At 63.9% G+C, this 26536-nt stretch carries 21 protein-coding genes; 12 read left to right on the top strand and 9 right to left on the bottom strand.

Annotated features, from left to right (window positions below; all coding sequences use genetic code 11):
- Positions 1-92: 92 nt before the first annotated feature.
- Both argF and SH412_RS00430 read left to right on the top strand, forming a co-directional pair.
- Positions 93-1013, top strand: a complete 921-nt coding sequence (gene argF / locus SH412_RS00435; RefSeq protein ID WP_336521528.1) for an ornithine carbamoyltransferase — start codon at positions 93-95, stop codon at positions 1011-1013.
- 104 nt (positions 1014-1117) lie between these two features.
- Entirely contained in the window at positions 1118-2434 is a 1317-nt protein-coding gene (locus tag SH412_RS00430) for a PP2C family protein-serine/threonine phosphatase (protein WP_336521527.1), read from the top strand.
- A gap of 22 nt (positions 2435-2456) precedes the next feature.
- Here the strand turns inward: SH412_RS00430 and SH412_RS00425 are convergent, their stop codons facing one another.
- Positions 2457-4229, bottom strand: a complete 1773-nt coding sequence (locus SH412_RS00425; protein WP_336521526.1) for a hypothetical protein — start codon at positions 4227-4229, stop codon at positions 2457-2459.
- A gap of 290 nt (positions 4230-4519) precedes the next feature.
- Here SH412_RS00425 and SH412_RS00420 point away from each other — a divergent pair, with 290 nt between their 5' ends.
- Positions 4520-6049 (top strand): pyridoxal phosphate-dependent decarboxylase family protein, encoded by a 1530-nt coding sequence (locus SH412_RS00420; protein ID WP_336521525.1) that lies wholly within the window; start codon positions 4520-4522, stop codon positions 6047-6049.
- Positions 6050-6059: 10 nt separating this feature from the next.
- Here SH412_RS00420 and SH412_RS00415 read toward each other — a convergent pair whose 3' ends face one another.
- Positions 6060-6770, bottom strand: a complete 711-nt coding sequence (locus SH412_RS00415) for a uracil-DNA glycosylase (RefSeq protein WP_336521524.1) — start codon at positions 6768-6770, stop codon at positions 6060-6062.
- 307 nt (positions 6771-7077) lie between these two features.
- Here SH412_RS00415 and SH412_RS00410 point away from each other — a divergent pair, with 307 nt between their 5' ends.
- The 3 genes from SH412_RS00410 to glgP all read left to right on the top strand — a co-directional run bounded on the left by SH412_RS00410 (position 7078) and on the right by glgP (position 10962).
- On the top strand, positions 7078-7554 hold the full coding sequence (locus SH412_RS00410; RefSeq protein WP_336521523.1) for a hypothetical protein: 477 nt from the start codon (positions 7078-7080) through the stop codon (positions 7552-7554).
- 36 nt (positions 7555-7590) lie between these two features.
- A complete protein-coding gene (locus SH412_RS00405) occupies positions 7591-8595 on the top strand; it encodes a tetratricopeptide repeat protein (protein ID WP_336521522.1) in 1005 nt (334 codons plus the stop codon).
- 216 nt (positions 8596-8811) lie between these two features.
- Positions 8812-10962, top strand: coding sequence for an alpha-glucan family phosphorylase (glgP, locus tag SH412_RS00400; RefSeq protein WP_336521521.1), 2151 nt, complete (start codon positions 8812-8814; stop codon positions 10960-10962).
- A 178-nt stretch (positions 10963-11140) separates the two neighbouring features.
- Here the strand turns inward: glgP and SH412_RS00395 are convergent, their stop codons facing one another.
- Positions 11141-11980 carry a class I SAM-dependent methyltransferase gene (locus tag SH412_RS00395; protein WP_336521520.1) on the bottom strand — a complete coding sequence of 280 codons (840 nt, stop codon included), beginning with the start codon at positions 11978-11980 and terminating at the stop codon, positions 11141-11143.
- A gap of 262 nt (positions 11981-12242) precedes the next feature.
- Here SH412_RS00395 and SH412_RS00390 point away from each other — a divergent pair, with 262 nt between their 5' ends.
- Positions 12243-13061 (top strand): alpha/beta hydrolase family protein, encoded by an 819-nt coding sequence (locus SH412_RS00390; protein ID WP_336521519.1) that lies wholly within the window; start codon positions 12243-12245, stop codon positions 13059-13061.
- A gap of 12 nt (positions 13062-13073) precedes the next feature.
- Here the strand turns inward: SH412_RS00390 and SH412_RS00385 are convergent, their stop codons facing one another.
- The 4 genes from SH412_RS00385 to SH412_RS00370 form a co-directional block, all read right to left on the bottom strand.
- A complete protein-coding gene (locus SH412_RS00385; RefSeq protein ID WP_336521518.1) occupies positions 13074-14357 on the bottom strand; it encodes a GNAT family N-acetyltransferase in 1284 nt (427 codons plus the stop codon).
- A 240-nt stretch (positions 14358-14597) separates the two neighbouring features.
- Positions 14598-15830 carry a GNAT family N-acetyltransferase gene (locus SH412_RS00380; RefSeq protein WP_336521517.1) on the bottom strand — a complete coding sequence of 411 codons (1233 nt, stop codon included), beginning with the start codon at positions 15828-15830 and terminating at the stop codon, positions 14598-14600.
- Between the two features lie 54 nt (positions 15831-15884).
- Positions 15885-17042, bottom strand: coding sequence for a bifunctional lysylphosphatidylglycerol flippase/synthetase MprF (locus SH412_RS00375; RefSeq protein ID WP_336521516.1), 1158 nt, complete (start codon positions 17040-17042; stop codon positions 15885-15887).
- Positions 17043-17427: 385 nt separating this feature from the next.
- Complete coding sequence (locus SH412_RS00370; RefSeq protein ID WP_336521515.1) at positions 17428-18822, bottom strand: POT family MFS transporter; 1395 nt, start codon at positions 18820-18822, stop codon at positions 17428-17430.
- 182 nt (positions 18823-19004) lie between these two features.
- Between SH412_RS00370 and SH412_RS00365 the strand changes: the two genes are divergently transcribed.
- Entirely contained in the window at positions 19005-20306 is a 1302-nt protein-coding gene (locus tag SH412_RS00365; RefSeq protein WP_419555790.1) for an IS4 family transposase, read from the top strand.
- Between the two features lie 63 nt (positions 20307-20369).
- On the opposite strand, the gene SH412_RS00360 is transcribed toward SH412_RS00365, so the two are convergent.
- A complete protein-coding gene (locus SH412_RS00360; protein WP_336521514.1) occupies positions 20370-21152 on the bottom strand; it encodes an RluA family pseudouridine synthase in 783 nt (260 codons plus the stop codon).
- 129 nt (positions 21153-21281) lie between these two features.
- On the opposite strand from SH412_RS00360, the gene SH412_RS00355 reads away from it, so the two are divergent.
- Positions 21282-22247: an amidohydrolase family protein gene (locus tag SH412_RS00355; RefSeq protein WP_336521513.1), complete on the top strand. Its 966-nt coding sequence runs from the start codon at positions 21282-21284 to the stop codon at positions 22245-22247.
- A gap of 166 nt (positions 22248-22413) precedes the next feature.
- On the opposite strand, the gene SH412_RS00350 is transcribed toward SH412_RS00355, so the two are convergent.
- The gene (locus tag SH412_RS00350; protein ID WP_336521512.1) at positions 22414-23367 is read right to left on the bottom strand and encodes a 3'(2'),5'-bisphosphate nucleotidase; all 954 of its coding nucleotides are present in this window, start codon (positions 23365-23367) and stop codon (positions 22414-22416) included.
- A gap of 371 nt (positions 23368-23738) precedes the next feature.
- Here SH412_RS00350 and SH412_RS00345 point away from each other — a divergent pair, with 371 nt between their 5' ends.
- The 3 genes from SH412_RS00345 (at position 23739) to SH412_RS00335 (ending at position 26514) form a co-directional block, all read left to right on the top strand.
- Positions 23739-24698, top strand: coding sequence for a glycosyltransferase family 2 protein (locus SH412_RS00345; RefSeq protein WP_336521511.1), 960 nt, complete (start codon positions 23739-23741; stop codon positions 24696-24698).
- A 40-nt stretch (positions 24699-24738) separates the two neighbouring features.
- Positions 24739-25620 (top strand): hydroxypyruvate isomerase family protein, encoded by an 882-nt coding sequence (locus tag SH412_RS00340; protein ID WP_336521510.1) that lies wholly within the window; start codon positions 24739-24741, stop codon positions 25618-25620.
- 273 nt (positions 25621-25893) lie between these two features.
- Complete coding sequence (locus SH412_RS00335; RefSeq protein ID WP_336521509.1) at positions 25894-26514, top strand: CPBP family intramembrane glutamic endopeptidase; 621 nt, start codon at positions 25894-25896, stop codon at positions 26512-26514.
- The last annotated feature ends 22 nt before the right edge of the window (positions 26515-26536 follow it).

Below are 26536 nucleotides of genomic sequence, written 5' to 3'. Positions count from 1 at the left end.
TCGGGTCTCGCAGAACTGGGCGGAACTGCTTCGCGTCGCTCTGCGAGACCCGAATCCCGATACCCGTACCCGCTTCCCGGTCGAGGCGGTTTATGCGGCATCTGAACTCGTTACTGGAACTGCGACGCGAGGACGTCGACGCCATTTTTTCGCTCGCACGCGTGTTGAAGGTCGGGCTGGAGAACGGGCAGCGTCCGCCGCTGCTCGCCGGCCGGGTTCTGACGCAGGTCTTCGAAAAGCCCTCGCTGCGCACGCGGGTCAGCTTCGAAGCGGCGATGATGCAGCTTGGCGGCAGCAGCATCTTTCTGCCGGCGAAAGACGCGGGACTCGGCGGTCGAGAAGCGATCCGCGACGTGGCCCGGGTGCTGGGGGGCTACAGCGATGTCATCGTGCTGCGAACGTTTTCGCAGCAGCTCATCGACGACTTCGTCGCCTTCTCCGGAACTTCCGTGATCAACGGCCTGTCCGATCTGCGTCATCCCTGCCAGGCGCTGACCGACCTGTTCACGATGCAGGAAGCCTTTGGCGAGATCCGCGGCCGTAAATTCGTGTTTGTGGGGGACGGGAACAACGTCGCGGCGTCGCTCGCCACGGCCTGTGCGATGCTCGAGGTCCCGATGACCGTCTGCACCCCCAATGACTATCGCCTGCCGGACGACTTTCTGGTCAAACTGCGGCTGCGCTGCCCCAAGGCCGAGATTGAACAGACCTCCGATCTCAAAGACGCCTTGAAGGACGCGTCGATCGTCTATACGGACGTCTGGACCAGCATGGGCCAGGAGGCCGAGGATGGAGAGCGACAGCAGGTGCTGGGGCCGTTTCAGGTCAATGCGCAGGTGATGCGGCTGGCCCCCAGAACCGCCCGCTTCATGCACTGCCTCCCGGCGAAGCGAGGCCGCGAGGTCACCGATGAAGTGATCGACGGCCCGCAGAGCATCGTCTTCCAGCAGGCGGATAACCGGATGCACCTCGCGAAGGGACTCTTCTGCTGGGTGCTGGAGGTGACTCCGTAGCTCTGCGAGGACCGTCCTTCCAGTGGCGCAATGCGCGCAGGTCTGTCGAGTCCGTCGCCTCGGAGAGACCAGTTTCATCCGGAATGGATGACGGGAGAGTCGCAGTGGACCGGGAATTTGTGGAATCCGAAGCGCAGGACGACGGCTCGAATCGACCGGCCGAAGTCCGAACCCGCCTCCAGCACGTACTGGAAACCATGCGGGAAATGAGTCTGCAGACCGACCCGCAGAAGATGGTTGGCGCTTACGTCCGGCGGATGCAGTCCATGATGCCCATGGATGCACGGCTGGGACTCAGCCGTCGCGGCCTGGTCAATCCGCAGGTCAGGATCACCCGCTTCAGCGGCTGGAATGAAGACATCAATCCCTGGATGGATCAAAGCCGGCTGCCGATCGTCGCCGGCGGACTGCTCGCCGATCTGATCTACAGCGACGAACCGCAGATCATCAGCGATCTGCGGATCAGCAGCGACGATCCCGCGGCCGAGTTTCTGGGGGAAATGCGATCGCTTCTGGCCATTCCGCTGTTCGACGAGGGCGTTTCACTGAATATGGTCGTCCTGTTGCGCCGGGAGCCCGATGCGTTTCGACTCGACGAACTTCCCGAGCGGGTCTGGATGGCCAATCTCTTCGGGCGAGCCACCAGCAATCTGGTCCTCGCCGAGCAGCGCGACGCCGCGTATCGGATGGTCGACGACGAGCTGCGTGTGGTGGCGGATATTCAGCGCTCGCTGCTGCCGACGTCGCTCCCGACCATCCCCGGAATGGAACTGGCCGCTCACTATCAGACGTCGCAGCGGGCTGGCGGCGACTACTATGACTTCTTCGCGCTGCCGGAAGGTCGCTGGGGACTGCTGATCGCCGACGTCAGCGGACACGGAACGCCGGCCGCGGTCGTGATGGCGGTGACCCATTGCATCGCCCATACGCTGCCCGGGGCGCCGACTCCCCCGGGAGTCCTGCTGGAGCATCTCAACCATCACCTGACCCGACGCTACACGCGAGACTCCGGACGGTTCGTGACGGCGTTCTATGCCGAGTTCGATCCCGCAACCCGGCGGCTGAAGTACGCTTCAGCAGGGCACAACCCGCCCCGCCTGCGGCATTGCGGCCAGCCGGAAGTACTCAGCCTCGACGAGGCCAACACCTTGCCGCTGGGAATCGCCCCCGACTGGACGTTCCCGGTCAGAACTGTCGACCTGCTGCCGGGCGATCGACTGGTGCTGTATACCGACGGAATCGTGGAAGCGGGGAACGGTCACGGACAGATGTTCGGCACGGAGCGCCTGGATGCCATCCTGCAGGACTGCACCGGCACGGCGACTCAAACGCGCGACCGGATTCTCCGCGAGATCCACGACTTCACTGAGGGTCTGCCCCCCGCCGACGACCGGACGCTCCTGGTCATCGACGTGTCCTGATTCCGCTTGCTGCGTGCAAAGACTACTGCCGACGCGGGAGCCACGCGCTGAGCCCCAGAATCGCGAGCAGAATGCCCGCCGCCGAGAACCACCACACCGTCTCTCGGGTCAGGCCGGGCTGACGATTCGTTCCGCCGGTCGCGGCGACAGCGATTTCGGCCGGTGGAGGAGGGGCGACTTCCCAGGCTGTAGCCGCTCCCGTCGCCGGTTCCCGAAAGACCACGAACGGTCCCGTGGCTTCGTCCTCGACGGGCCTGCGTGACGCAGCCTCTCCCCTGCCCGTCGAGGACCATTCGTCGCGTCCCCGGAATCCCGCCTGCTCGACGCCCGCGGTCTCCTCGCTTTCGAACGCCAGCTCGCCGAACGGCGCGCCGGCTTCCGCATCGATCTGCCGCGGCTCTTCCACCGTCACCTCGGCCGAAATGACCGGCTGCGACTGCGGTTCGACGACCGGCGACCACTCCAGGTAACGCACGCCCGATGACGACCGGAATGTTTCGGTCGACTGGGCGTCCTCGGCCGGCTGCTGGTCGGAAACCTGCTCGAAGGTCGGCTCGGCCTCGGCAACGGCCTCGGCCGTCTGCACCTCGTAAATCGGCGCCAGCGTCTCTATCGATTCAACCTCGCTGGTTGCTTCCTTCGGCGGCGGTGACTCGACTTCGACCTCGGCTGCAACCAGCGGAGCCTGAATCTCCGGTTCAGCAGCCGCCAGTTCCTCGCCGGTCCCCACCATGTCGATGGATTCGGCGGCCAGCGCAACGACGTCGTCCGCAGGTGCCGCGACCTCATCCTCAGCGGGGGCGGACGGCGTAAACGCCGGTTCCTGAATGCGGACGCGCATGCCGCTCAGCGGCTTGAGCAGTCGTTCTGTCAGCGCGGGGTCGATTCCCGAAGTCGTTGAAGCCGCAGCCTGACTGGCCATCAGCGAGCCGGAATCCATGGCTTCGACTTCCGCCGCGACTTCCGTGGTCGGCTGGTCCGGGACGCCGGCGGCTTTGTGAAGATCCGGCGGCTGCGGCGGAGTGGACTGCCGCGCTGCACTCGTACGAATCAGCGATTCGTCGAAGAACGACGACCGCGAGGCCTGCGGTTCGTCGGGACGTTTCCGGATCTCGACGGCGGAAGGTCGAGTGCGGGACGCGATCGGCGTGGGTCGAAATTCTGTGATGTTCTTTGGCGTCGGACGCGGAACGGCCTGCGCGATTGCCGGTGGCGTTGTGGTCGCCGCCGCCGCAGGGCGACTGCGTTCGCCGAGCAGTTTTTCGACGGGAGCGCCCGTCTTTCCGGATTTTGTTTCCACGGCGGGGCGTGCGGAGGACGTCGTCGGGGGACGAACGGTCGACAGGTTCGCTTTCGACGCCGGTTTGACTGGCTGAACCGCATTGGACGCAGGATTCAGAGACAGCCGAACATCCTTCCCGGCGCGAGCCTGGCGATACTGCTGCAGGACCGTCGCAATCTGGGCTGGCGAACAGTCGGGGGCAGAGCGGATCGTGGCTGCCGAACCTTCAGCCAGCTTCTGCGCCCGCTCGGCCTGGCGAATCGCGGTCGAGTAGTCCCGCTGCGTCGCTGCAAATCGGGCTTCCGCCAGCAGTTTGCGGATCTCCAGAACGGAATCGACCGGCTGAGCGTCGGTCGCCGGCTGAGCCTTGCCGAACAGTGACGACAGCCCTCCTTTGGCGAGCGCAACCTCGCTCAACGACAGCGTTCCGCCGACGACAACCGTCCCCAGCAAAAAACTCCGGGGAATCCAGCGGACAATACGCCGCGTGAAAGCAGATGTGTGCCGAGTCATTGATGACCCCCTGACCTGAAGTGAGCGCAACCTTACGGACTGTGCCGATTGCATCGGATACAATGCCGGCTCGACTGGAGTTCAACCCGCGGCCGATGCCCCGATGCCGTCGATCGGCGATCACTGACCGGAACCAACCTCGCACAGATTTCCCAGACTCACAGCCGTTCCGATGGGAGTCGCCGCGCTTGACGGATAGAGCGCGGGAGAAAGTCGATGCGAAATGGCGGCCGGGCGTCAACGCATGTTCAATCGCCCCTGTGAAACGTCAGGCGTGAAACGAGCCCTCGATGCAACCTGCTAACTTATCTGCAGACCGACAGGCGGAGATTCGCCGTCGGATCTCCCCGGCGTACGATCCCGCAATCCTGGTGTCCGCCGGTTCCCGGTTGATGGAGCTGCTGGGACGGCATCTGGAATCGGTTCAGAACCGTGAGGGTCCGGTCCTCAACTGGCGACCGCCGGCCGAGAATCTGGCGGCTGCCGGAGAGACGCTTGCGGCGCCCGCCGGCCCGCTCGCAGAGATCCCGGACCGATTCGAAGAACTGGCTCGGCTGGTACTGGCCCACGGACAGAACCTGCATCATCCGCGCTACGTCGGGCATCAGGTGCCGGCGTCGATTCCGCTGGCCGGATTGTTCGATGCGCTGGGAGCGATCTCGAATCAGGTCATGGCAGTCTACGAAATGGGGCCCTTTGTCACCGCCGTTGAGAAAGTGCTGGTCGAGCAGCTCGGCATGCGAATCGGCTGGCCGGCCGGGACGTTCGCCGGCTTCGCAACACACGGCGGGTCGCTCGCCAACCTGACCGCGCTGCTGACGGCGCGCAATGTGGCTCTGCCGCGGGCCTGGGAGCAGGGACTGGCGACGGCCGGGAATCCGGTCCTCGTCACGGGGGCGGATTCGCACTATTCCATTGCACGCGCCGCGGGCGTGCTTGGCCTGGGGACCGAACAGGTCGTCAAGGCGGAACTGGATTCCCGGCGGCGCATGGATCCGGTGCGGCTCGACACCCTGCTTCGTCGGCTTCGGGACGACGGGCGACCGGTGATCGCGGTGGCTGCGAGCTGCTGCGCCACGCCGATCGGGGCCTTCGACCCTCTGCCTGAAATCGCCGAGGTCTGCCGGCGCTGGAATGTCTGGCTGCACGTCGACGCGGCCCACGGCGGCGGGGCGCTCTTCAGCGACCGTCATCGAAGTCTGCTGGTCGGGATCGATCAGGCCGACAGCGTCGTCTGGGACGCCCACAAGATGCTGTTCGTTCCGGCCCTGTGCGCGTTTGTGTTCTATCGCAAGGCGGAGCATCGCTTTGACGCGTTTCGCCAGAGTGCTCCGTACCTGTTCGACCCGGCAGCCCCCGGGGGCGCGGACTTCGATCTCGGGCTGCAGACGCTGGAATGCACGAAACGGGCCGCGGCTCTGGGGTTGTGGGGGGCGTGGTCGGTTTTCGGCCCCGGTCTGTTTGCCGATCTCGTGGACCTGACATTCGATCTGACTCGGAAATTGCATCAACTGCTCACCGAGCAGCCTGACTTCACGCCCCTTCACGAGCCCCAGTGCAATATCCTGGCGTTCCGTTATCTCCCCGTCGAACTGGCCGGCGCCGGCCCGGCGGAAGTCGGCGATTTTCAGCTCGCCCTCCGCCGGCAGGTGATCGAGTCGGGCGATTTCTATCTGGCGCCGGTCAAACTCGACGGCGTCGGTGCATTGCGGGTGACGCTGATCAATCCGCTGACCACGCTGCAGGATCTGCATGATCTGCTCAACACGCTTCGGAGGCACGGACGCGAAGTCCTCCACGCCGTCGACATCCTGAAGTGACGACCGGCCATCAGCCTCGCTGCGAATCGAGTTCTGCGCGGGCGCGGGCGAAGACGGCGTCGAACATCGGCTCGGTCAGCCGGCCCGTAAAAGTGTTCTGCTGACTGGGGTGGTAGCTGCCAAGCACCGGCCGACCATCGCGCAATCGAACTTCGGCGCCGTGCGAGAATTTCGGGAGAGCCCCGTCCCATTGGCCGGCCTCGCGCGCCCAGAGAAAAATCGCCCGCCAGGCGATCTGGCCGAGGGCCAGCAGGACGCGAACCGGCAGCTCGGCGATCGTCTTGTGGAGCCAGCCGGCGCAGGCCGTCAGCTCGTCCGGCAACGGCTTGTTGTCGGGAGGAGCACAGTGGCAGGCCGCCGTGATGGCTGCGTCCCGCAACGTCAGGCCGTCGTCGGAGCGGGTGGACGTCGGCTGGCTGGCGAAGCCCGCCTTGTGCAGCGCCCGATACAGCCAGTCGCCGCTGCGGTCGCCGGTGAACATCCTCCCTGTCCGGTTGGCGCCATGCGCCGCCGGGGCGAGGCCAACGATCAGCAGCCGGGCGTTCGGGTCGCCGAAATTCGGGACCGGCCGCCCCCAGTAGTCCCAGTCGCTGAACGCCCGGCGTTTCTCCCGGGCGACGGCCTGGCAGTACGTTCGCAGCCGTGGGCAGCGGTGGCAGGCCACGATGCGGGCATTGAGTGCATCGAAGAGAGTTGGACCCGATCGGGAGCCGGAGGACATCAGGGCACACCTCGCAGGAACAGGGAAATTCTGCCGGGAATCGTCGTCCGCCCGGGCGTTTTCCGCAACCGGACCGGCAGGGTCGCCATATTCGTAAGTCCGGCGGCACAATCCCTTTTTCCCGACGACGATTCCCGTCGTGAAGGCCGCTGCGGGGAGACGATCTTGTCAGCGGGGGGATTTCCTCCCTACGATGGATGGTTCACCCGCAACTTTTCCGGTCAGGAAAACCGCGCCGGCCCGCAGGCGACTGCTGCCCGCCGTCGCGGTTCAATCGGAATGATTCTCCCAGACGAGGGATCCCGCCGTGGGTCGCGTACAACTGTTTCTGACATCGCTCGTCGCCGCACTTCCGGCTGCGTTCCTCACCTACCTGGTGGCGATGATGATTGTCACTCAGTCGGAAAACCTGTCGACGACGCTGATGGGCATCCTCGGCGTGACGGCGGCCTGCGGCGTAGTCGCCACGATCGGACTGCCGGTCATGTGCCTGATGCCGAGTCGCAGCAAGTCCTCCAAGGCCACCTCGAAACGCGGCGATTCGGTGGAAGACGCGGCCGCCGTCGAGGACGAGGATTTCGGCGAGTTGGATGCCATTGAAGTTGAAGAAGACGGCGACTCTGCAGAAACCGCAGCGTACGAAGCCAGCGATGCGAATGCAGATATCTTCGAAGATTCGGGCAGCCTTTCGGACGCCACGCTGTCCGATACGGATCTGCTGGACTCCGGCACCGACCTGCTCGACGACGAAGACGACGCTCCCAAGAAGAAAAAGAAGAAGTAGAGAGTTCCTCGCGATTGACCTCATTCGGCAGGGACGATGAGCGGCCGTTCGACATCGCTGAGGATTCTGCTCCTGATCGGTCTGGCTTTCTCAGCAGGACCCGTCCGCGGCGAGGATCGCGTCACTTTGCGCGGCCCCTCTGGCGTCGGACGCGTCAGTCATACCGGAACCGTGATCGACTACAATGGCCGGGAGCTGGTCATTCAGTCGCGGGATCGCTCCAACGTCCATCGGCTCCCTGTCGAGGATGTGATCGAGATCTCGACGAACTATCTCCCCGCCCACGCCGAAGGTCGGAAGCTCCTGCGCGCAGGCGACGTTGCCGCCGCCCAGAAACTGCTGGAAGCGGCCTACGAGAATGAATCCCGCGACTGGGTCCGGCGGGAGATTCTGTCGCTGCTGGTCCAGTGCGCCCTCTATCGCGGCGATCATCTGGCCGCGGCGGAGCGGTTTCTGATGATCACCGCCAGCGACCCGCAGACGCCGTACTTTTCGCTGGCGCCGCTCGTCTGGAACGAGGCCCCCCCCGAAAGTGCACTGGCGGCGCGAGCGCTGACCTGGCTGCAGTCAAAGAACGACGTGGCCCGCCTGCTGGGCGCCAGCGTGCTGCTGGCCCGTCCGCCATTCGGGGATCAGTCGCAGGCGACGCTGCGCGAGCTGGCGTCATCGGGGAATCTGCCGCTGCAGCGGCACGCGCAGCTCCAGCTCTGGCGATTGCGGGCGCACCGATCGGATATCAGCGTGAACGCCGTCCGGCATTGGGAGCGCCAACTGGACGATCTGCCCCGCGCGGCCCGGGCCGGAGCCTACCTGCTGCTCGCCGACGCGTACGAACAGACCGGCGATCCGTCCCATGCCCTGGCCTGCGCTCTGCGAACGGGTCTGAGCGGGACGCCGCACCGCGCACTCGCTGCACAGGCACTGCGCTCGGCGGAGCGACTGGCGGAACGGACGGGGGACCGGCCAACGGCGCAGGCAGTTGCGGCAGAGCTCCAGTCGCGATTCTCCGATCTGACGGTAACTGCAGACGCAGAAAGATGATCCGACGAGGTCGGGATCGTCTTTCCGACGGAGTTCGGTTCGTTCACCGAGTCGGACAGTACGTCAGTGAGCGAGAGTGGTCGTTCGACGGCGCGCCGACTGCACGCTCGGCAGGCAGTCTCGACCCTCTTCGACAATCGACCTATACTGCTCGTCAAATTCTCCTGGTTCGACATCGGGTGAGATCGGTCGGCTTCCGCACGGAAAGTACGTTTCATGACTACGCAGAACCTGGCGTTGCACGACAAACTCTGGGCGTTGGCGCGCAATTACTGGTGGAGCTGGCAGCCCGAAGTCACCGCCATCTTTCGAGATCTGGATCCGCTGCGATGGGTGCAGCTCGATCACAATCCCGTGTTGCTGCTCGACGAGTACACGCCCCAGCAGCTCGAGGACCGCGCTCGCGAAACCGTTCTGCATTCTCGGGTCAATTTCGCCTATCGTCGCTGGCAGGAGTACATGGAGTCCCGCGATACCTGGGCCGGCAAGCACGCCGGTGTCCTCGGACATCGGCCGGTCGCCTACTTCTCAGCGGAATTCGGCGTCCACGAGTCGTTGCCGAACTATTCGGGGGGTCTTGGCGTTCTGGCGGGCGATCACCTGAAGAGCGCTTCGGACCTGGGCGTCCCGCTCGTCGCAGTGGGACTGTTCTATCACGAAGGCTATTTTTCTCAGCTCATCGATCAGGACGGCTGGCAGCGCGAGGTCTACGCGCAGGTTTCCAAGGACAAGCTCCCCATTCGGCTGGTCCGGCTGGCCAATGACGAACCGGTCGTCGTCAGCGTCGATACCCGCCACGGCCCCATCTACGCGCAGGCCTGGCAGGTCGACGTCGGCCGGGTCAAGCTGTTCCTGCTCGACGTCAACATCGAGCAGAACTCGATCGAAGATCGCAAGCTGACCGCGCGACTCTACGGCGGCGACTCGCGCACCCGGATCCGCCAGGAAATCATCCTGGGCATCGGCGGCGTCCGGCTGCTGACGGCGCTCGGCTACAGCCCGCACTGCGTTCACATGAACGAGGGACACTCCGCCTTCGCGCCGCTCGAATTCATCCGCTTGAGGATGCAGGAGGACGGCTATTCGTTCGATGAAGCACTCCGCGAAACCGCCGCCATGTGCGTCTTCACCACGCACACTCCCGTTCCCGCGGGCCACGACCGCTTCGACTGGGACTTGATCGACGAACACCTCGGCCCTCTGGGAGACCAGATGGGAATCGGCGCCGGCGGCCTGATGGGGCTCGGCCGGATCGATCCCAATAACCATCACGAACCCTTCTGCATGACGGTCCTCGCCTTCAAGTGCAGCCGTCGGGCCAACGCCGTGTCCAACCTGCACGGCGTGGTCAGCCGCCGGATGTGGGCCAGCCTGTGGCCCTGGCGGGCGGAAGAAGAAATTCCCATCGGCCACATCACCAACGGCGTCCACCTGGGAAGCTGGCTCGCGCCGCAGATGCGCCAGCTCTACGACCGGACCCTCCCTCCCGGCTGGCACGTCCGCTCCGGCGAGCAGGCCGTCTGGCAGGACTTCGGCAGCATCGCCGACGGCGAATTGTGGGAAACCCACCAGTCGCTGAAGAGTCGGCTGATCGCGTTCGCTCGCGATCGGATGACCCGCCGGGCGCGACGACTCGGCTGGAACGCCGACCAGGTCTCATCGATCCAGAGCTGCCTGAGCCCCACGACGCTGACAATCGGCTTCGCCCGACGATTCGCGCCGTACAAGCGGGCCGACCTCGTCCTGCGGGATATCGAGCTGTTGAAGCGGATCGTGTCCGACGCAAAGCATCCGGTGCAGCTCGTTTTCGCCGGCAAGTCTCACCCCGCAGACGAAAACGGCAAGGCGATTCTGCAGCGGATCTATCACCTGGCGCAGGAGCCGGAGTTCCGCGGCAAGATCGTGCTGCTGGAAGACTACGACATCAACCTGGCCCGCTACCTGGTCCAAGGAGTCGACGTCTGGCTGAATAATCCCCGCCGTCCGCTGGAGGCTTCCGGGACGAGCGGCGAGAAGGTCGTCCTCAACGGCGGCCTGAACTGCTCGATCCTCGACGGATGGTGGGCCGAGGCTTATGACGGGCAGAACGGCTTCGCCATCGGCACCGGGCGAACGCACACAAATCAGGAGATCCTGGACGACCGGGACGCAAACGATCTGATGAAAACGCTGCAGAACGAAGTGATTCCGCTGTTTTACGACCGCGACCACGACGACCTGCCGCGGCTTTGGATTCAGCGGATGAAGCGCTCCGTCAGCACTCTGGGCTGGCGGTTCAATTCCGACCGCATGGTCATGGACTACGTGACAACGTCCTACCTGCACGCCGCCGGAAGCGTGTCGTGCGACATGCACCGGTTTACGTGATCGATCCCGATCTCTCGATCAAAGGACCCGGAAGAAATTGCAGGAAGCGCCGCCGCGCGACGGGGGGCATCCGGGCGGCTCGAAATCTGGCGCTATGCGGGGGGGGATCGACGGCCGGGTCTCGATCCCCCGATGTTTTCGCGGGCGCCCGCGACTGCCAAACGGGATGTCCAGGAGTTCAAGTCGACGGGGGCTTTTGCAGTTCAAAGATCATCACGCAGCGGAAGCCCTCGAACACTCGCGAGGAATTCACCAGCCGCTCGTAGAGCCATCCGCACACGTAGGTCGGCGGCGTGATTCGCAGATACTCCGGCCGCCCCTCGATGAACTGCACGTTGCGGACGACCAGACCGGCGACCGCGGCCGACTTCACCACCGCGGCCCGCGTATTGCATTGATAGGTCGTCGGAAACGTATCGACGACGTCCCGTCCGCGCAGCCGGTTGTAGAACCGGTGGAACCAGGTCGGCGTCGATCGCGCTATCGTCGGCATGTAATGCCACTTGTTGGGCGTCTTGGCGAGGAATCTTCCGCCCGGCCTCAGAACGCGCTGAATTTCGCAGAACACCTGGTCCGGATCCTCGACGTGCTCCATCACGTTGTCCGCGAAAACCAGGTCAAACGCGGCATCCGGATAGGGGATGCGGCCGGTCTGCAGATCGAGCAGGCCGGATTCATCGAGATGCGGATTGTCATGCACCTCGGGTTCCGGATCGATCCCGGCCACGCGGCGGGCGATCCCGCGAAAATTCATCTGTCGGACGTTTCCCCGTCCCGCTCCGTAGTCCAGGCAGTCCGTCTCCGCGCAGACATGCTCAAGAATCGCCGCACGGAATCGTTCGTCGTCCCAGTTGCAGCCAAAGCCCGGATAAAGCACTCGATCCAGCCAGGCCGTCATACCTTTGACCGCCGATCGCAATCCAGTCCGGCGAATCGGGTGCGTAGGACCGTCGAGCGTCGCCGCCGAACCCAGCGGCGACCGACTGACTCCGCTCTGCAACCCGGCTTGATTGGACATCGTGCGTCTCCTTCCGCCTCACAGGAACCGGGCCGCCGCTCCGCGTCGGTGAACCGCGGGATTCTCGTGATCGAGCGAAGTGAGGTCAATGTCGATCTGCCGTTTCGGCAGGAGGACAGCCTGCGGAAACTCAAGCAGCCATGATCCATGGCGTCGCAGGACTGACAACGGACTTCAATGAAGTCGGCAACATGCGGCCGATTGACCGACAGAACGCCGTCTGCCACGATACCCGGACCAATCTCCGCACCAGGAATCTCCCATGCGACACTGTCTGGCAATCGCTCTCGTTTTCGCGTCGGCCCCGGTTCTGGCGCAGGACTCCGGCAATCAGGATCCGGCGTCCCTGGCCATCAAGAAGCTGATTCTTCCCGGTGAAGCCTTCCGCGTCGAAGGTCGGCCCGCCTTCATTCTGTGGCCAGCCAAAGAACTGCGCCGGACGCCGCAACCGTGGATCATGTATGGTCCCACGCTGCCGGGATATCCCGACTCCCACGAGAAATGGATGCACGAAAAGTTCCTGGCCGCCGGCGTGGCGGTCGCGGGGATCGACGTCGACGAGGCCTATGGCAGTCCGCGCAGCCAGATGCTGTTCACCTCGCTCTATAACGAGCTGACGAGGAATCGCGGCTTTGCCGCAAAGCCCTGTCTGCTGGGCCGCAGCCGGGGCGGCCTGTGGGTCACGAGTTGGGCGGCGGCCAACCCCGACAAGGTCGCCGGCATCGCAGGGATCTATCCGGTCTTCGATTTCCGCACGTACCCCGGTCTGGAGAAGGCGGCCCCGGCCTATGGCGTGACGCCCGCCGAATTGCAGGACCGGCTGACGGAGCTCAATCCGATCGAGCGGATTGGCGGACTGATCAAAGCGCGAGTCCCGATCTGCATCATTCACGGCGACGACGACAAGGTCGTGCCGCTCAAAGAGAACTCGGCGGAGCTGCTGGCGCGCTACGAGGCCGCCGGCGCGAAAGACTCCGTGCAGCTCATCATCGCCCGGGGCCAGGGGCACAATTTCTGGGAGGGCTTCTTCCACTGCCAGGAGCTGGTCGACTTTGCAATCGCCAGGGCCAAAGGCGAGTAGCCCCGCCCGGAGCTATTCCCCCTGCCCTTCACCGTGCAACGGACGGGGCGGGAACAGTTGTTTGAACAACAGCCCGATCACCCCGTTCATCAGGGCGTTGCGACCGCGGACAAAGATCGACCGGCGGGCCTGCAGACAACCCAGTTTCGTCCGTTTCAAGTAGTCGGAATTCTGCCCCAGTTCCACAATCGCCGCGCCATGCCCCGCGCCGTCGGCAATCGTCCGGAACAGCAGATTGAAATAGAGATCAACGTCCCGATTGCGCTCGTAGTCGAAGCCGACAAACAGCGGCCGATATTCGTGCCCGGCCCGGACGGAAATGCAGAAGCCCACGACGCGGTCGCTCTCCAGTGCGAACTGGAACTCGCTGCAGTCCGGCAACTGACGGGCCATTTCCAGGAAGAAGGCGCGCGGCAGGCGTTCAAGCTGCGTCTTCGAACGGTTCAACACCGCTTCATACAACTGATGCACTTCCGGCGTGAAGAGCCGCTCGATCGTGGCCAGATCGGACGTCGTCACCACCTGAATCCCGCTCTCGGCGAACTTCTTCATCGACTGGCGGATGTGGTGCCGCTTCTTCTTGCCGACATCCTGCAGGTAGCCGTCGAACGTGGTGCTCTGCAACGCCAGCACGTGCGTCGGCAGGCTGTCGGCCCGCCGATATCCGAGAGGCATCAGCGCCTCCAGCGGCGGAAGCTCGTCGTCGGCGAATTCTTTGAAGACGAGAATGCTGGCGCCGTCTTTGCGAGCCAGCCGACGCAGCGTCTGATCGAGCTTCCCCAGGATGGCAGTCGTGTCAGCTCCCGGAACGAAACGCAGGCTGCTCTGACACGCGGACAACGGCAGGCCGCAGAACGCGATGCGGTAATCCACCAGCCAGCGCGAAATCCGCCGGCACAGTCCCAGCGCCCACCGCGACCAGTCGTCATCGGCCAGGACTCCGATATCGATCGTAAACGTGCAGAACACGGCGATGGCCACCGGCTCGGAGGCCGCGTTGCGGTAGAGGACGTAGCGAAACCGGCATGTCGACCCCATGCTGGTTTCGACAGCCCGCAGCAGCCGGAGGTCCAGAAAGATGTCGGAGGCGGGACGGACCTGCTCCCACGCAGCGACCTCGATCTCCGCCACCGACGACCAGATTTCTTCGAAGACCGACTGGGGTGACCGTGCGCCTGCACCGGCGAATTGCCCGGTTGCCGGCTCGGTTCCGGGACGACCGGTGGAACCTTGCGAACTGGACCGTTCGTGAACGGCCAGACTGGAGCTTGGCGTCAAATCCGAATCGCCGTTCATGTTCGGTCCAAACTCGTCTGCAGGTCGCGAAACAGGTGCGGATTCGTCATCACGCGCGCCACCTCGAAAACACAACGTGATCCGCTGAATCATCGGCGTAACTGGCGTCGGCGAACGCGCAATTCTCAACGGCACGCCAACAAGTCCAGACTTTGAAGTGTTACGGTCGGAAAAATACGCGACCGGGGAGCAACGTCAGCCGGCCGGATCGCACAACAGTTCGCCAACGCCGCAGAAGCGTTATTGCCCCTCCCCCGCGCCATCCAGCGGTCTGGGCGGAAAGAGCTGTTTGAACAGCAACCCGATCACCCCGTTCATGACGGCATTGCCTCCGCGGACGTAGAGCGAACGGCGCGACTGAACGGCGCCCAGCTTCGTCCGCTTGAAGTAGGAGGAGTTCTGGCCGATCTCGACGACCGCCGACCGATGAAAGGCCGCTTCGGCAATGGTCCGGAACGCCAGATTGAAGTACAGATCGAGGTCCTGATTGCGGGAAGCGTCGTAGCCGATGAACAGCCCCCGGTACTCGTGATCGTTCCAGAGGGAGATGCAGAACGCAATCACGCGCTCGCCCTCAACGGCAAACGTGAACTCGCAGCAATCCGGCAATTGCCGGGCCATCTCCAGAAAGAGCTCCTGCGGCAGATGTTCGAGCTTCGTCTCCGAACGGCCGAGCACCTCTTCGTAGAGCCGATACGTCTCCGGCGTAAACAGCCGCTCGATCGTCGCATAATCGGACGTCGTGACAAACTCGACCCCCTTACCGGCGAACTTCTTCAGCGACATCCGGACGTTCGCCCGCCGCTTGCTGTTCATATCCTTCAGGAAACCGTCGAACGAATCGCTGTGCAGCGCGACCAGGTGTGTCGGCAGGCTGTCGGCTTTGCGATAGCCCAGCGTTTCGAGCGGCTTCAGCGGCGGCAGTTCCTCGTCGGCGAATTCCTTCAGAACGATGACGCTCGCCCGGTCCTGCTTCGCAAAGCGACGCAGCGCGACGTCCAGCCGCTGCAGAATGATCTGGCTGTCGGCTCCGGGAGCAAAGCGGAGGCTGCTCTGACAGGCCGACAGCGGCAGACCGCAGAAGAGAATGCGGTAGTCGACCAGCTTCCGCGAAATCCGGCGCAGACCGCGGAGCGCCCAGCGCGACCAGGCATCATCGGCCAGCACGCCGATATCGATGGTGAATGTGCAAAGGACGGCGATCGCCGCCGGTTCGCCCGCGGCGTCCCGGTACAGGACATACCGGAACCGGCAGGTGGCCGCCATGCTGGTTTCGACCGCCTGCAGCAGCCGCAGATCCAGAAACAGGTCGCTCGGATCTCGCACCTGTTCCCAGGCGGCGACGTCGATCTCGTCAACCGACGACCAGATCTCCTCCTCAACAACCGCACTCCAGGACCGTTCCGCCGGTGCGGACCGCCGTTCGAGAACGGCCGTTCCACCGCCTTGATTTGTCCGCCAGTCTGACATCATGGCTCCAATCCTTTGGATCCGTTGCAGTTCTCACGGGCGCTCCAGCCCGTCTCTTTAATGCACCTCGGCCAGCGTGCTCCGCGATGCGTACTTGCGGAGCCGCCCCGCCGAGATTTTGACGACCTTCCAGGGATTCACGTCGAACAATCCGCAGACGCGCGCCCAGGCCAGCAGCGACCCGATGGTCACGCGCGGCTGCACGCAGACGTACCGGTTTTCGTATCGCGGGCGAAAGCGGCTTTTGAAATGCCGCAGGCCGGCGACGTCGAACACGCATCCCAGCCACGCTTCGCCCCACGTCATCCCCAGGCGGACCATCGCACTGTCCCCCGGCAGCTTCGTGCCGCAGCGCAACGCCGGGTCCAGGCAGAGTCCGACGCGCTGGATTCCCTCGTCCTGAAACTGCTGAATCACGTGGTGAAACAGGAAGGCCATCGTCCCGCGGACCGCATCGGCGCGACGACGGTACAGTTCGGTGGCCCACATCGTCCCGCCGCGCATCGGCGTACAGACCATGAAGCCTTCGATCCGACCCAGCCCCTCTTCGCTGCGAACGATGAAAACGCGACGGAGTCCCACTTCGTGATCGCCGATCCGCCCTTCAAAGAACTGCATTTCACGGTTCTGCGGTTTGTCGGCCAGGCTTTCGGCCCCGACTTCGAGCATCTCTTCCAGGGTCCGGCTCCACTGCTCAGGCGTCAGTTCGTTGTGGGGAACCTCGAAGGCCTGCAAACCGTGCCGGCGGCAGTAATTCGTCTGCCGGCGGACCCATTCGTACGCCTTGCCGCCCCAGGTGATGTTTCCCAGATCGACGACCGGCTCCTCACCCCACTTCGTCACCTGGTAGCCATGTTCACGGAACAGCGGCAGTTCGTGATCGCCGATATTGTGAAAGGCTGACCGCAGCTTCTTTTCTCGCAGGAACTCATTGAACTCCTGCAGAAGCTGTGGCTTGTGGTCGTCGGGCGCAATCAGTCCGCCGCCGACCAGCACGTAGCGCCCGCGGCGGGTGTAGGAGATCAGTCCTTCGCCGGTGCTCGACCAGAACTCTTCGCGCCCCGGTTCGGTCGCGAGGTACGAATCGAAGTACTCGCCGTGCTGAAAGACGTGGACTTCCCGTCGCCAGACCACATGGGTGTCCAGCCCGGATTGCCCGTGTGCAGCATCGAGCCTGCGCTCGGCGGCGAGTGATTCTGTCTTCAAAGTCGGCATAGCCCGTCCCCTCCCCAGATTACCAGGAATGTGAATCTAGAGAGTTTGAGTAGCAAATAGCAATAGGGAGATCCGCGAGCCTGAGGAAACTGCGGGAACCTATCGACATGTCCATACGGCCACATCGATGATCAAATCGCAGCCCTTTGCTTCCCTGCCGGGACAGATCGACTCAAGTTGCCGACGAAATCCAGAACACAGTCGACGGACGGTTCCTGCGCACCGAACGTCATAAAATTGCGCCAATTCGGCAATCTGCACCAAAGTGTGGCGGTTCTGTCGACGGGCAATCGGGGTCCCAACTCCTGAGACGGCGATGGGAACGCGTCGCCGTTGCGCTGGGCGGGCGCTGGATTCTCGCGCCGATTAAGCCAGGGTCGGCCAGCTATGCCGCGTTCTCTTCATCCTGGATGTAGGCCCGCTCGCGGAACGTCAACGCGAGCGGAATGAAGACCACCGCCGCCGCCAGCATGAGCCCGGTGAAGAACCAGTAATACTGCGCACCGGGAAGCCGGCTCGTGCCGCTGGCGTCTTGAATGATCCAGTTCACGAACGATGTCAGCGCGTTTCCTAACGAGACCGACAGCAGATACAGGGACATGATCAGCGACTTCATCTTGTTCGGCGCCTGCGTGTAGGAAAACTCCAGGCAGGTGATCGAGACCATCACCTCGGCGGCGGTCAACACCACATACGCCCAGACCTGCCACTGCACGTGCGGCGTCTCTCCCCGGTCAATCAGCAGTTGCGCGTAGCCGCTGATGGCGAACGCCGCCGCGGTCAGGAAGAACCCGATGGCGACTTTTCGCAGCGAGGTCAACCGAAAACACCTGCCCAGCAGCGGGTAGATCACGTACGAAAAGATCGGGATATAGATGAGAATCAGGATGGGATTAATCGCCTGCAGTTGCGACGAAAGGACTTCCTGCCGCTCGACGGTGATAAAGGGAAATCCGGACGTCAGCGACGGCCACCATGTCGTCCGGTCCATCAGCTCTGCCTGAATGACCCAGGCTGACGCCGTCTGGTCGTAGAGAGCCCAGAAGATTGCAACGAACAGATACAGCGGTATCAGCCGGCCGATCGCATCCAGACCCTCGTAGCTGAAGGACTCGCGAAAGAACTGCCGACCGCCGGGAGGGACATGAACGAACTTGTTGCGCCCCAGCCAGAACAAGAACGTGGCGATCCCCATCAGGATTCCGGGAATTCCAAACGCCCAGTGCGGACCATAGTGCTGCAACACCCACGGAGTCAGCAGGGTCGAAATGAAGGAACCAAAGTTAATCGAAAAGTAGAACCAGCCGAAGACCCGCCCGAGCAGATGCCGATTCTTCTCGCCGAACTGGTCGCCGACGTGGGCGGAGACGCAGGGCTTGATGCCGCCCGCCCCGATGGCGATCAGGGTCAATCCCAGCAGCAGTCCTTCCCGCGCCGGGACGACTGCCAGCGCGAGGTGTCCCAGGCAATAGACGAGCGACAGCCAGAAAATCGTCCTGTACTTGCCCCACAGCCAGTCCGACAGAATCGCCCCGAGAATCGGAAAAAAGTAGGCGGACGCCACGAACAAATGGACGTAGGTCTTGGCCTCTGCGCCAGTCATCGGCTCCGATTTGCCGGCCCAGTTCAGCAGATACTGGGTCATGTAGACCGTCAGGATCGCCTTCATGCCGTAGAAGCTGAACCGCTCGGCGGCCTCGTTCCCGACGATGTACGGAATCCCCGGCGGCATGGTCGTCAGCGGCTGAGGAGCGGTCAGATACCGGGCGGTAGTGGTCATGGAACCTCATTTGCAGCAGGAGGCCGGCGGCCGAACCGTGACAGGATAGTGAGCCGGGCCACCTGTGGCGAGTCGCATCTGACAACCCAGCCGTAGGGCAGGCTCCCGCCCAATCTCGTTCGGCACGCTTTTTGCGCAGGCCGATTGAGATTGTAGTCTTTCTCCCTGCGGAGGGAGTGGCGATGGCGGAGAAGGGGCTGACGGAGGAGGAGCGGCGGGAGCTGATTGGTCCTTTGGCCGGGACCGTCCTGCTGCGGCGCATCTTTCCGCTGCTGCAACGATTGGCTCCCTGCGGGACAGAACGCGACACCGCTCGCAACCGGCAGCTGTTCTACAGCCAGTATGCCGCGCTCCTCCTGATCGGCTTCTTCAACCCCGTTCTCAAGTCCGCCCGGGCGCTCGTCGCAGCCTCGGGACTGAAAAAGGTCCAACAGCTCGCCGGCGGGCAAAAGGTCTCGGCCGGGGCCTTCTCCGAGGCCTCGTCCGTCTTCGATCCCTCGCTCCTGGAAGGACTCGTTCACGAACTCCGCCGCCAGTTCGCCCGGCATCAGTTCCGCGTGAGCCGCAGCGGTCGGCTGGGACGCCTTCCCAACCCGATCGTCGAACGTCTCGTCGCCGTCGACGGGACCGTGCTGTCGGCCTTGCCGCAGATCGCCGCCCGGCTGGGACGCGGTTCTCAAGGCCAGTGGCGGCTGCACACCCAGCTTCGCATTCACGACCAGAGGGTCGTGGCCTCGACCCTCACCGAGGAGCCGGCCAAAGGGCCGCACTCCGAGCGCGCCGTCACGCTCCAGCAGATCCAGGCCCGCGAACCGCAACCCGCCGGTGCGCCGGGAGACCTTTATATTCTGGACCGGGGCTATCGCTCGGCCGTGGTGTTCAACGAACTGGTCGAAGCCCGCTGCGACTACGTCTGCCGGCTCAATCGCGGGGACGGTCGCGTGGTCGAGGGACCGGTCAACGACGCGAACGGTCATGCGGTTCAACTCCCCGCGCTCACCGAAGCCGATCGCGCCGCGGGGGTCGTGGCGGATGAACTGATCGCGCTGGGCGGCGGCAGCGGAGCCAGTCCCGCAAGAACCAATCACGTCGTGCGGCGGATCACCGTCGAGCCAGTGCCCGGTCGACCAAGTTCGGCAAGGCAGGGGCGGCTTCGCAGCGACCAGACCGGGCGGGAAGGCCTGATCCTGGCCACGACGCTGCTGGATCTCCCGGCCGAACAGGTGGTGCTAATCTATGAATGCCGGTGGCAGATCGAGCTGTTCTTCCGGTTTCTGAAGCAGGTGCTGGGCTGCCAGCAACTGCTCTCGGCGAAGACGCGGGGCGTGGAGATCCAGCTCTACTGTTCGCTGCTCGCCGGGCTGCTCCTGGCCCTGGCGACGGGAGGCAACCTGTCGCGTCGAGCGTATGAAATGGTCTGTCTCTACATGACCGGCTGGGCCGACGACGAAGAACTCCTCGCCGCCTTCCCCCAGCCGCCATAGATTATGCAAGCACCGTGCCGAACGAGATTGGGCTCCCGCCTGCCGAATTGTGATTTCCCACGTCTACGACGTCGGAGGCTCCATGCCCGGCGATAACTGCCGCGGCAGTACGATTTCCAGATCGAACCCCAGCAGCGCCCACGCCGCGGGCAACGGAGCCTGCAAGTGCAGCCGGTCGTAGCGCACCGGGTGGCTCAGGTGCAACTGGCCCGCATGCAGCGCAATCATCGAAGCCTGCGCGTCGTACTCGCTCACGCCAGGAAACGGCTCCCGGGCTCCGTACTGCACGTCGCCCACAATCGGCCAGCCCCGGCTGGCGAACTGGACCCGGATCTGGTGCATCCGGCCGGTGATCAGCTCCACCTCCACCAGCGCCCGGCCATCCACGACCTGCAGCGTCCGGTAGCGAAGCTCGGCCAGCTTCGCGCCGGGAGTCTGCGGCACGACGACCTGCACATGAGCCGCCTCCGCGTCTTTCAACAGCCAGTCCCGAAAATTGTCCGCCGGTCGGTCGGGCACGACTTCGGTCACGCCGTAATAGAACTTCCGGACCTGCCGCTCGCGAAACTGTTCCGCGAGCCGGGCTGCGGCTTTGGAGTTCTTCGCCAGCACGACGATCCCCGAGACCGGACGGTCGAGGCGGTGCGGCACTCCCAGGTAGACATTGCCCGGCTTCTGGTACTTCTCCCGCAGGTAGTCCTTGACCAGCCATTCCAGGGCGGGCAGTTTATGCGGCACGCCTTGCGTCAGCAGCCCGGCGGATTTGTTGACCGCCAGGAGCGGGCCGTCTTCGAGCAGTAGTTCCCAGAGGGGAGCGGGGGGCGGCGTTTCCATAAGTCCGGCCACTATCGCATCGAATCCGCCGCCGGGAAAGGGTGCCCGACCGACGGAAATTGTCCGCGACTTTTGAATCGAAACTCGCCAAGCTGTCCGCACCCGATCCGTCCATCACTCCATCTGCCCAGAGGAACCTCCATGAGCCTTCTGTCCCGCCGATCGTTCCTGCAGCAGTCTGCAATCGCCGCTCTGGCCGCCGCCGCGTCCCCGTCCGCCTTCGCTGCCGAGGCCCCGTCGCTGATCGTCGATACTCACCAGCACCTGTGGGACCTCGACAACCTGAAGCTCCCGTGGCTGGCCGGGGCGCCGGAGATTCTCCGCCACACGTACGGTCCGACGGAGTACGCCGTGGCGACGAAGGGCCTCCGCATGCGGGCCATCTACATGGAAGTCGACGTCGACGCGACCATGCACGACCGGGAAGCGGACTACGTCATCGGACTGTGCAAATCCGGGAAAGTCCCGACCGAAGCCGCAGTCCTCGGCGGTCGACCGGCGTCCCCGGATTTCGGAGCCTATCTCGACCGCCATCGCGAAGGAGGCTATCTGAAGGGAGTCCGTCAGGTGCTGCACGGCGGCGAAACGCCCCGCGGCACATGCCTGAAGGACGAATTCGTCGCCGGCGTCCGCCTGCTGGGCAAGAAGGGGCTCAAGTTTGACCTCTGCCTGCGGCCGACGGAGCTGGCCGACGGCCTCAAGCTGACCGAACTCTGCCCCGACACGCAGTTTGTCCTCGATCACTGCGGCAACGCCGATGTCGTAGCGTTCTCCGGCGGCAAAGGAAGCCACGAGCCAGATCAATGGAAAAAGGACATCGACGCCCTGTCGAAGCGGCCGAACCTGATCTGCAAGATTTCCGGAATCGTGGCCCGCGCTCCAGAGGGCTGGAAACCGGCCGACCTGGCCCCCATCGTCAACCACTGTCTCGACGCCTTCGGCCCGGACCGCGTGGTCTTCGGCGGCGATTGGCCGGTCTGCCTGCTGGGAAGCCCGCTGCAGGGCTGGGTCTCCGCCCTGGCAGAAATCATCGCGAAACGCCCGCAGGCCGAGCGTGAAAAACTCTGGTCCGGCAACGCCATCAGGCACTACGGATTGAAGGCCTAAAAGAAATGTCGAATGTCGCGAGGAAGAGGCTGATCGCGAATCGCTTTTCGCTCATCGCCAGTCAAGAAAAGATTGCACTCGGCAACTCAATTCTGGCGATCAGCGATTCCCGATAAGCGATCAGCCCCTTTTCTCTGGCTATTCGCTACTCGCTATTCCCTGCTCGCTACTTCACTCCCGCCTCCTTCACCGCCGCCAGAATCGCCTCGTGTAACACGCCATTCGTGACGATCACGCCCCGGTTGGCCTTGAGCTGCCGACCGTGGGTGAAGTCGAGGGGGAGGCCGGCGACGTCCGTCACTCGTCCGCCCGCTTCTTCGACCACCAGCACGCCGCCGGCGTGATCCCAGATCTGCTCGGAATAGTCCGCGCGGGTCGGCAGACGCAGATAGGCGTCAGCTTCGCCCCGCGCGACGACGCCGTATTTCGCCTGGCTGTCCATCCGGACCGGCGGCGCCGTCAGGCCCAGCGTGCGGGCGATTTCGGCGGAGGTGTCGTGGGCGCTGTGTCCCGACTCGACCGATTCGCAGAATCGAGCGAGAGCCGGATCTGCAGTTTTGGAAACATGAATCTGAACCGGGGCGCCGGGACCATCGAGCGGCTGCAGCCAGGCCCCCTTGCCGCGGACCGCATAAAACAGTGATCCCGCATCAGCACCTGGAGCCGGCGGCAAATTCGGGCAGCCCAGCACGCCGATCTCGATCTGCCCTTCCAGAATCAGGGCCAGTGAGATCGCATACTGTTCGCCGCGGAGAAATCCCTTCGTCCCGTCGATCGGGTCGAGCGTCCAGAAACGGTGCGAGTAGTCGGCCGCCCCTCCCAAGTCGATCCAGCGGCAGATCTCATCCTTCGACGCCTGGACGCACTCCCGGCAGATTTCGTCGTGGATGCGGTGCAGAAACGGCGCGTTCTCTTCCGTCTGCAACGCCGACGAGTCCTCCTCGGCGATGATCGGATCGTGCGGGAACGACTGACCGATCACCCGGCAGACAACCGCCTGGCTGCCGAAATCGGCCACCGTTACCGGACTACGATCCTTCTTGGCCAGGGATTCCGGCGTAATGCCGGCCTGCACCGAACGGCAGATCCGGGCGGCGTCGCGAACAGCGGCGATCGCCACTTCCAGCTCACTCCTGCCAGTCACGACAGGCAACGGGGAAACAGTCACAGCAATTCTCGTTCTGGCGACAGGATTGATTCGGAATTCAGCGACGGCGACTCGCGCCGTCCGACGGCCTCGACGATGATATCACACCCCGCCGCCCCCTGACGAGCCGGCCCCGGAGCCGGGAACTTGCGGGCGTTTTCTGGTACACATGCTGACAGAAATCGATTCACAACCAATCGCGAGCGGGTGGCCGGGGCAGGAGCGTCTTCGCGATGCCCCGGAAATCAAAGAACCGGGCCTTCCCTGCGGTCCAGCTTCGGCCACCCGACGCGAATTAAGAATTCGCTGTCAGACACCGCCGATTGCGAAAGGGCGACATCTCCATGCAGTTGTCGATCATCATCCCCGTCCTGAACGAGGCCGAGAGCCTGCGGGAACTGCACGCCCAGATTCGCCAGGTCACATCAACCGCCAACCTCGACGCCGAGATCATTTTCGTCGACGACGGTTCGCGGGACGAGTCCTGGGCAATCATCGCGGGCCTCTCCGCGGCCGACGCCAATGTCCGCGGCATCCGCTTCCGACGGAATTTCGGCAAGGCGGCGGCGCTGACGGCGGGGTTCAAAATCGCCCGCGGCGACCTGATCATGACCCTCGACGCCGACCTGCAGGACGACCCCGCCGAGATCCCGCATTTTCTCGAACGGCTCGGCACGAAATTCGACGTCGTCAACGGCTGGAAGGAACGCCGGCTCGACCCCTGGCATAAAGTCTATCCGAGCAAAGTCTTCAACTGGCTGGTCGGCCGACTGACCGGACTCTCGCTGCACGATCACAACTGCGGCATCAAGCTCTTTCGGGCGCAGGTGGCTCGCGAGATCCGCCTGTACGGCGAGCTGCACCGCTTCATCCCCGTCCTGGCCCATGCCCGCGGGTTCCGCGTCGCCGAACTGGCGGTCCACCACCGGCCGCGGCAGTTCGGCCACTCCAAGTATGGTTTCCGCCGCTTCACCCGCGGCTTTCTCGACCTGCTGACCGTGGCCTTCCTGATCTCGTATCGCCAGCGGCCTCAGCATATGCTGGGCGCCATCGGCCTGGCGTTCTTCGGCACCGGCTGCCTGGGACTGACCTATCTGGCGTTCGTCTGGATCATGATGAACGTCTTCGGACTCGTCACGCCCGCCCCGATTGGGGGTCGACCGCTGCTGGCCTATTCCATCGCGGCGACACTCCTGGGCGGCCAGGCGATTTCGCTGGGACTGCTCGCCGAACTCGTGGTCCACTACGCCAGCCGGGACAGCGACGCCTACAGCATCGCCGAAACGACGACTCCTCCCGTATAACCAATCACCGATCGGTTCCCGCTTCACGGAGCACGCTTCCATGACTTCTCCCACAATTTCCCGTCGCGGCGTGTTGCAGGTGGCGGCTGGCGTCGCGGCCTCAACCCTTTTGACGGGCGCTGCTCAACCCACGCCTCCGAAGCTCAACGGGCGCATTCGCCACTCGGTGGTCAACTGGTGCTTCAACAGCCATTGGAAAGACGTCGACGACTATTGCCGCGTCGTGAAAGGTCTCGGCTGCGAAAGCCTGGAGCTGATCGATCCCATGCACTGGCCGACTCTGAAAAAGCATGGTCTGACCTGCGCCATCGCCGGCAGCCACGGCTTCGTGAAAGGTCTCAACAACCCCAAATATCAGGAGGAATGCTCCGCAAAGATCCGCTCACGCATCGATGAGGCGGCTGACTTCGGCTGCCCGAGCGTCATCACCTTCACCGGCATGGCGGAGGACATTCCCGCCGACGTCGGCGCCGACAACTGCGTGGACGCCTTGAAGGCGTTGGCAGGGCATGCCGAGGCCAAGGGAGTTACCATCTGCCTGGAGATGCTCAACACGCGGGCTTCCGATCACCCGATGAAAGGGCACCCGGGGTACCAGGGAAACCACACCGACTATTGCGTGGAGATCCTCAAACGGGTCGGCTCGCCGCGGGTCAAGCTGCTGTTCGACGTCTACCACGTCCAGATCATGGATGGCGACGTCATTCGCAGGATTCGCGAGCACAAGGACTTGATCGGCCACGTCCACACGGCGGGCAATCCCGGCCGGGGCGAGCTCGATACGAAGCAGGAAATCTACTACCCGCCGATCATGCAGGCGCTGCTCGACGTCGGCTACGCGGGTTTCGTCGGCCACGAATTCATCCCCACGCGCGACCCGCTCGCGGGACTGCAGGAAGCCATCGCTGCCTGCGACGTCTGAACGGAGCCGGCGACCCGGAAAAGCCGATCGCCGTCGTCACTCAGAGGGGATGAGTGACGACGGCGATCACGGAAAGCTGTCGTGGGAATTCTCGGCGGGGATCATCGCCCCGCCAGAATCAGAGATCGACACGGCGACTTCTGGAAAATCATCGACCCCCTTCGAATTCCGCCAGGAACGATCCGGCAGAGACTGACGCACGATCCCGGCAGACGGGTTGGCGATGGAATCGGGACCGTATCGGACGAATCAGCAACGGAGGATGTGCGGGGAATGACGGCTGCCGACGAAGATCCCCGGCTGACGCGCGCCCGCTTTCTCAATCTGTCCGGGTTGTTCCAGACGGCGATGGTGCTGGTCGCGCTCGGATTGAGCTGGCTGCTGGACGTCGATCCGCTGGAGCGACTCCTGCCTCGCTGGGACGCCCTCGGGCCGGCGTTCCTGAGCCTCGCGCCGCTGGCGCTCTTCTTCTACGTCTCATTCCGCTTCCCGATCGGCGGACTGATCCGGATCCGGGATTTCCTGCTCGAAACACTCGGGCCGCTGCTGGTTTCGTGCAGTGCGCTCGATCTGCTGCTGCTGGCGGGGTTGGTCGGATTCTCGGAGGAGCTGCTCTTTCGCGGCGTGCTTCAGCCCTGGCTGGGCCAATGGGGATTCTGGTTCGGGCTGATCGGCTGCAGCGTGCTGTTCGGACTGGCGCATGCCATCACGCCGACCTACGCGATCGTCGCCGCACTGGTCGGCCTGTATCTGGGAGGGCTGCTGGAGTTCTGCCAGCCTTCCAATCTGACGATCCCGATCCTGGTCCATTCGTTCTACGACTGGCTGGCGTTTCTCATCGTTCGACAATCCTGCGCGAAGCGGTCGACAGCGGCCCGTGATGGCGGGGATTGAGACCTGCCGTGCAAACCCCTCA

The organism is Planctellipticum variicoloris, from assembly GCF_030622045.1.
Taxonomy (GTDB): Bacteria; Planctomycetota; Planctomycetia; order Planctomycetales; family Planctomycetaceae; genus Planctellipticum; species Planctellipticum variicoloris.
Note: the sequence above shows the minus strand (reverse complement) of the source record. Positions and strands in the feature narration are given on the sequence as shown.

Bases quoted from the DNA above. Each gene is read 5' to 3' on its own strand.
- SH412_RS00355 (WP_336521513.1), top strand. From the start codon at position 21,282: ATGAGCCTTCTGTCCCGCCGATCGTTCCTGCAGCAGTCTGCAATCGCC.
- SH412_RS00395 (WP_336521520.1), bottom strand. From the start codon at position 11,980: ATGTCCAATCAAGCCGGGTTGCAGAGCGGAGTCAGTCGGTCGCCGCTG.
- SH412_RS00420 (WP_336521525.1), top strand. From the start codon at position 4,520: ATGCAACCTGCTAACTTATCTGCAGACCGACAGGCGGAGATTCGCCGT.
- SH412_RS00365 (WP_419555790.1), top strand. From the start codon at position 19,005: ATGGCGGAGAAGGGGCTGACGGAGGAGGAGCGGCGGGAGCTGATTGGT.
- glgP (WP_336521521.1), top strand. From the start codon at position 8,812: ATGACTACGCAGAACCTGGCGTTGCACGACAAACTCTGGGCGTTGGCG.
- SH412_RS00405 (WP_336521522.1), top strand. From the start codon at position 7,591: ATGAGCGGCCGTTCGACATCGCTGAGGATTCTGCTCCTGATCGGTCTG.
- SH412_RS00370 (WP_336521515.1), bottom strand. From the start codon at position 18,822: ATGACCACTACCGCCCGGTATCTGACCGCTCCTCAGCCGCTGACGACC.
- SH412_RS00335 (WP_336521509.1), top strand. From the start codon at position 25,894: ATGACGGCTGCCGACGAAGATCCCCGGCTGACGCGCGCCCGCTTTCTC.
- SH412_RS00390 (WP_336521519.1), top strand. From the start codon at position 12,243: ATGCGACACTGTCTGGCAATCGCTCTCGTTTTCGCGTCGGCCCCGGTT.
- SH412_RS00385 (WP_336521518.1), bottom strand. From the start codon at position 14,357: ATGAACGGCGATTCGGATTTGACGCCAAGCTCCAGTCTGGCCGTTCAC.
- argF (WP_336521528.1), top strand. From the start codon at position 93: ATGCGGCATCTGAACTCGTTACTGGAACTGCGACGCGAGGACGTCGAC.
- SH412_RS00340 (WP_336521510.1), top strand. From the start codon at position 24,739: ATGACTTCTCCCACAATTTCCCGTCGCGGCGTGTTGCAGGTGGCGGCT.
- SH412_RS00380 (WP_336521517.1), bottom strand. From the start codon at position 15,830: ATGATGTCAGACTGGCGGACAAATCAAGGCGGTGGAACGGCCGTTCTC.
- SH412_RS00375 (WP_336521516.1), bottom strand. From the start codon at position 17,042: ATGCCGACTTTGAAGACAGAATCACTCGCCGCCGAGCGCAGGCTCGAT.
- SH412_RS00425 (WP_336521526.1), bottom strand. From the start codon at position 4,229: ATGACTCGGCACACATCTGCTTTCACGCGGCGTATTGTCCGCTGGATT.
- SH412_RS00415 (WP_336521524.1), bottom strand. From the start codon at position 6,770: ATGTCCTCCGGCTCCCGATCGGGTCCAACTCTCTTCGATGCACTCAAT.
- SH412_RS00345 (WP_336521511.1), top strand. From the start codon at position 23,739: ATGCAGTTGTCGATCATCATCCCCGTCCTGAACGAGGCCGAGAGCCTG.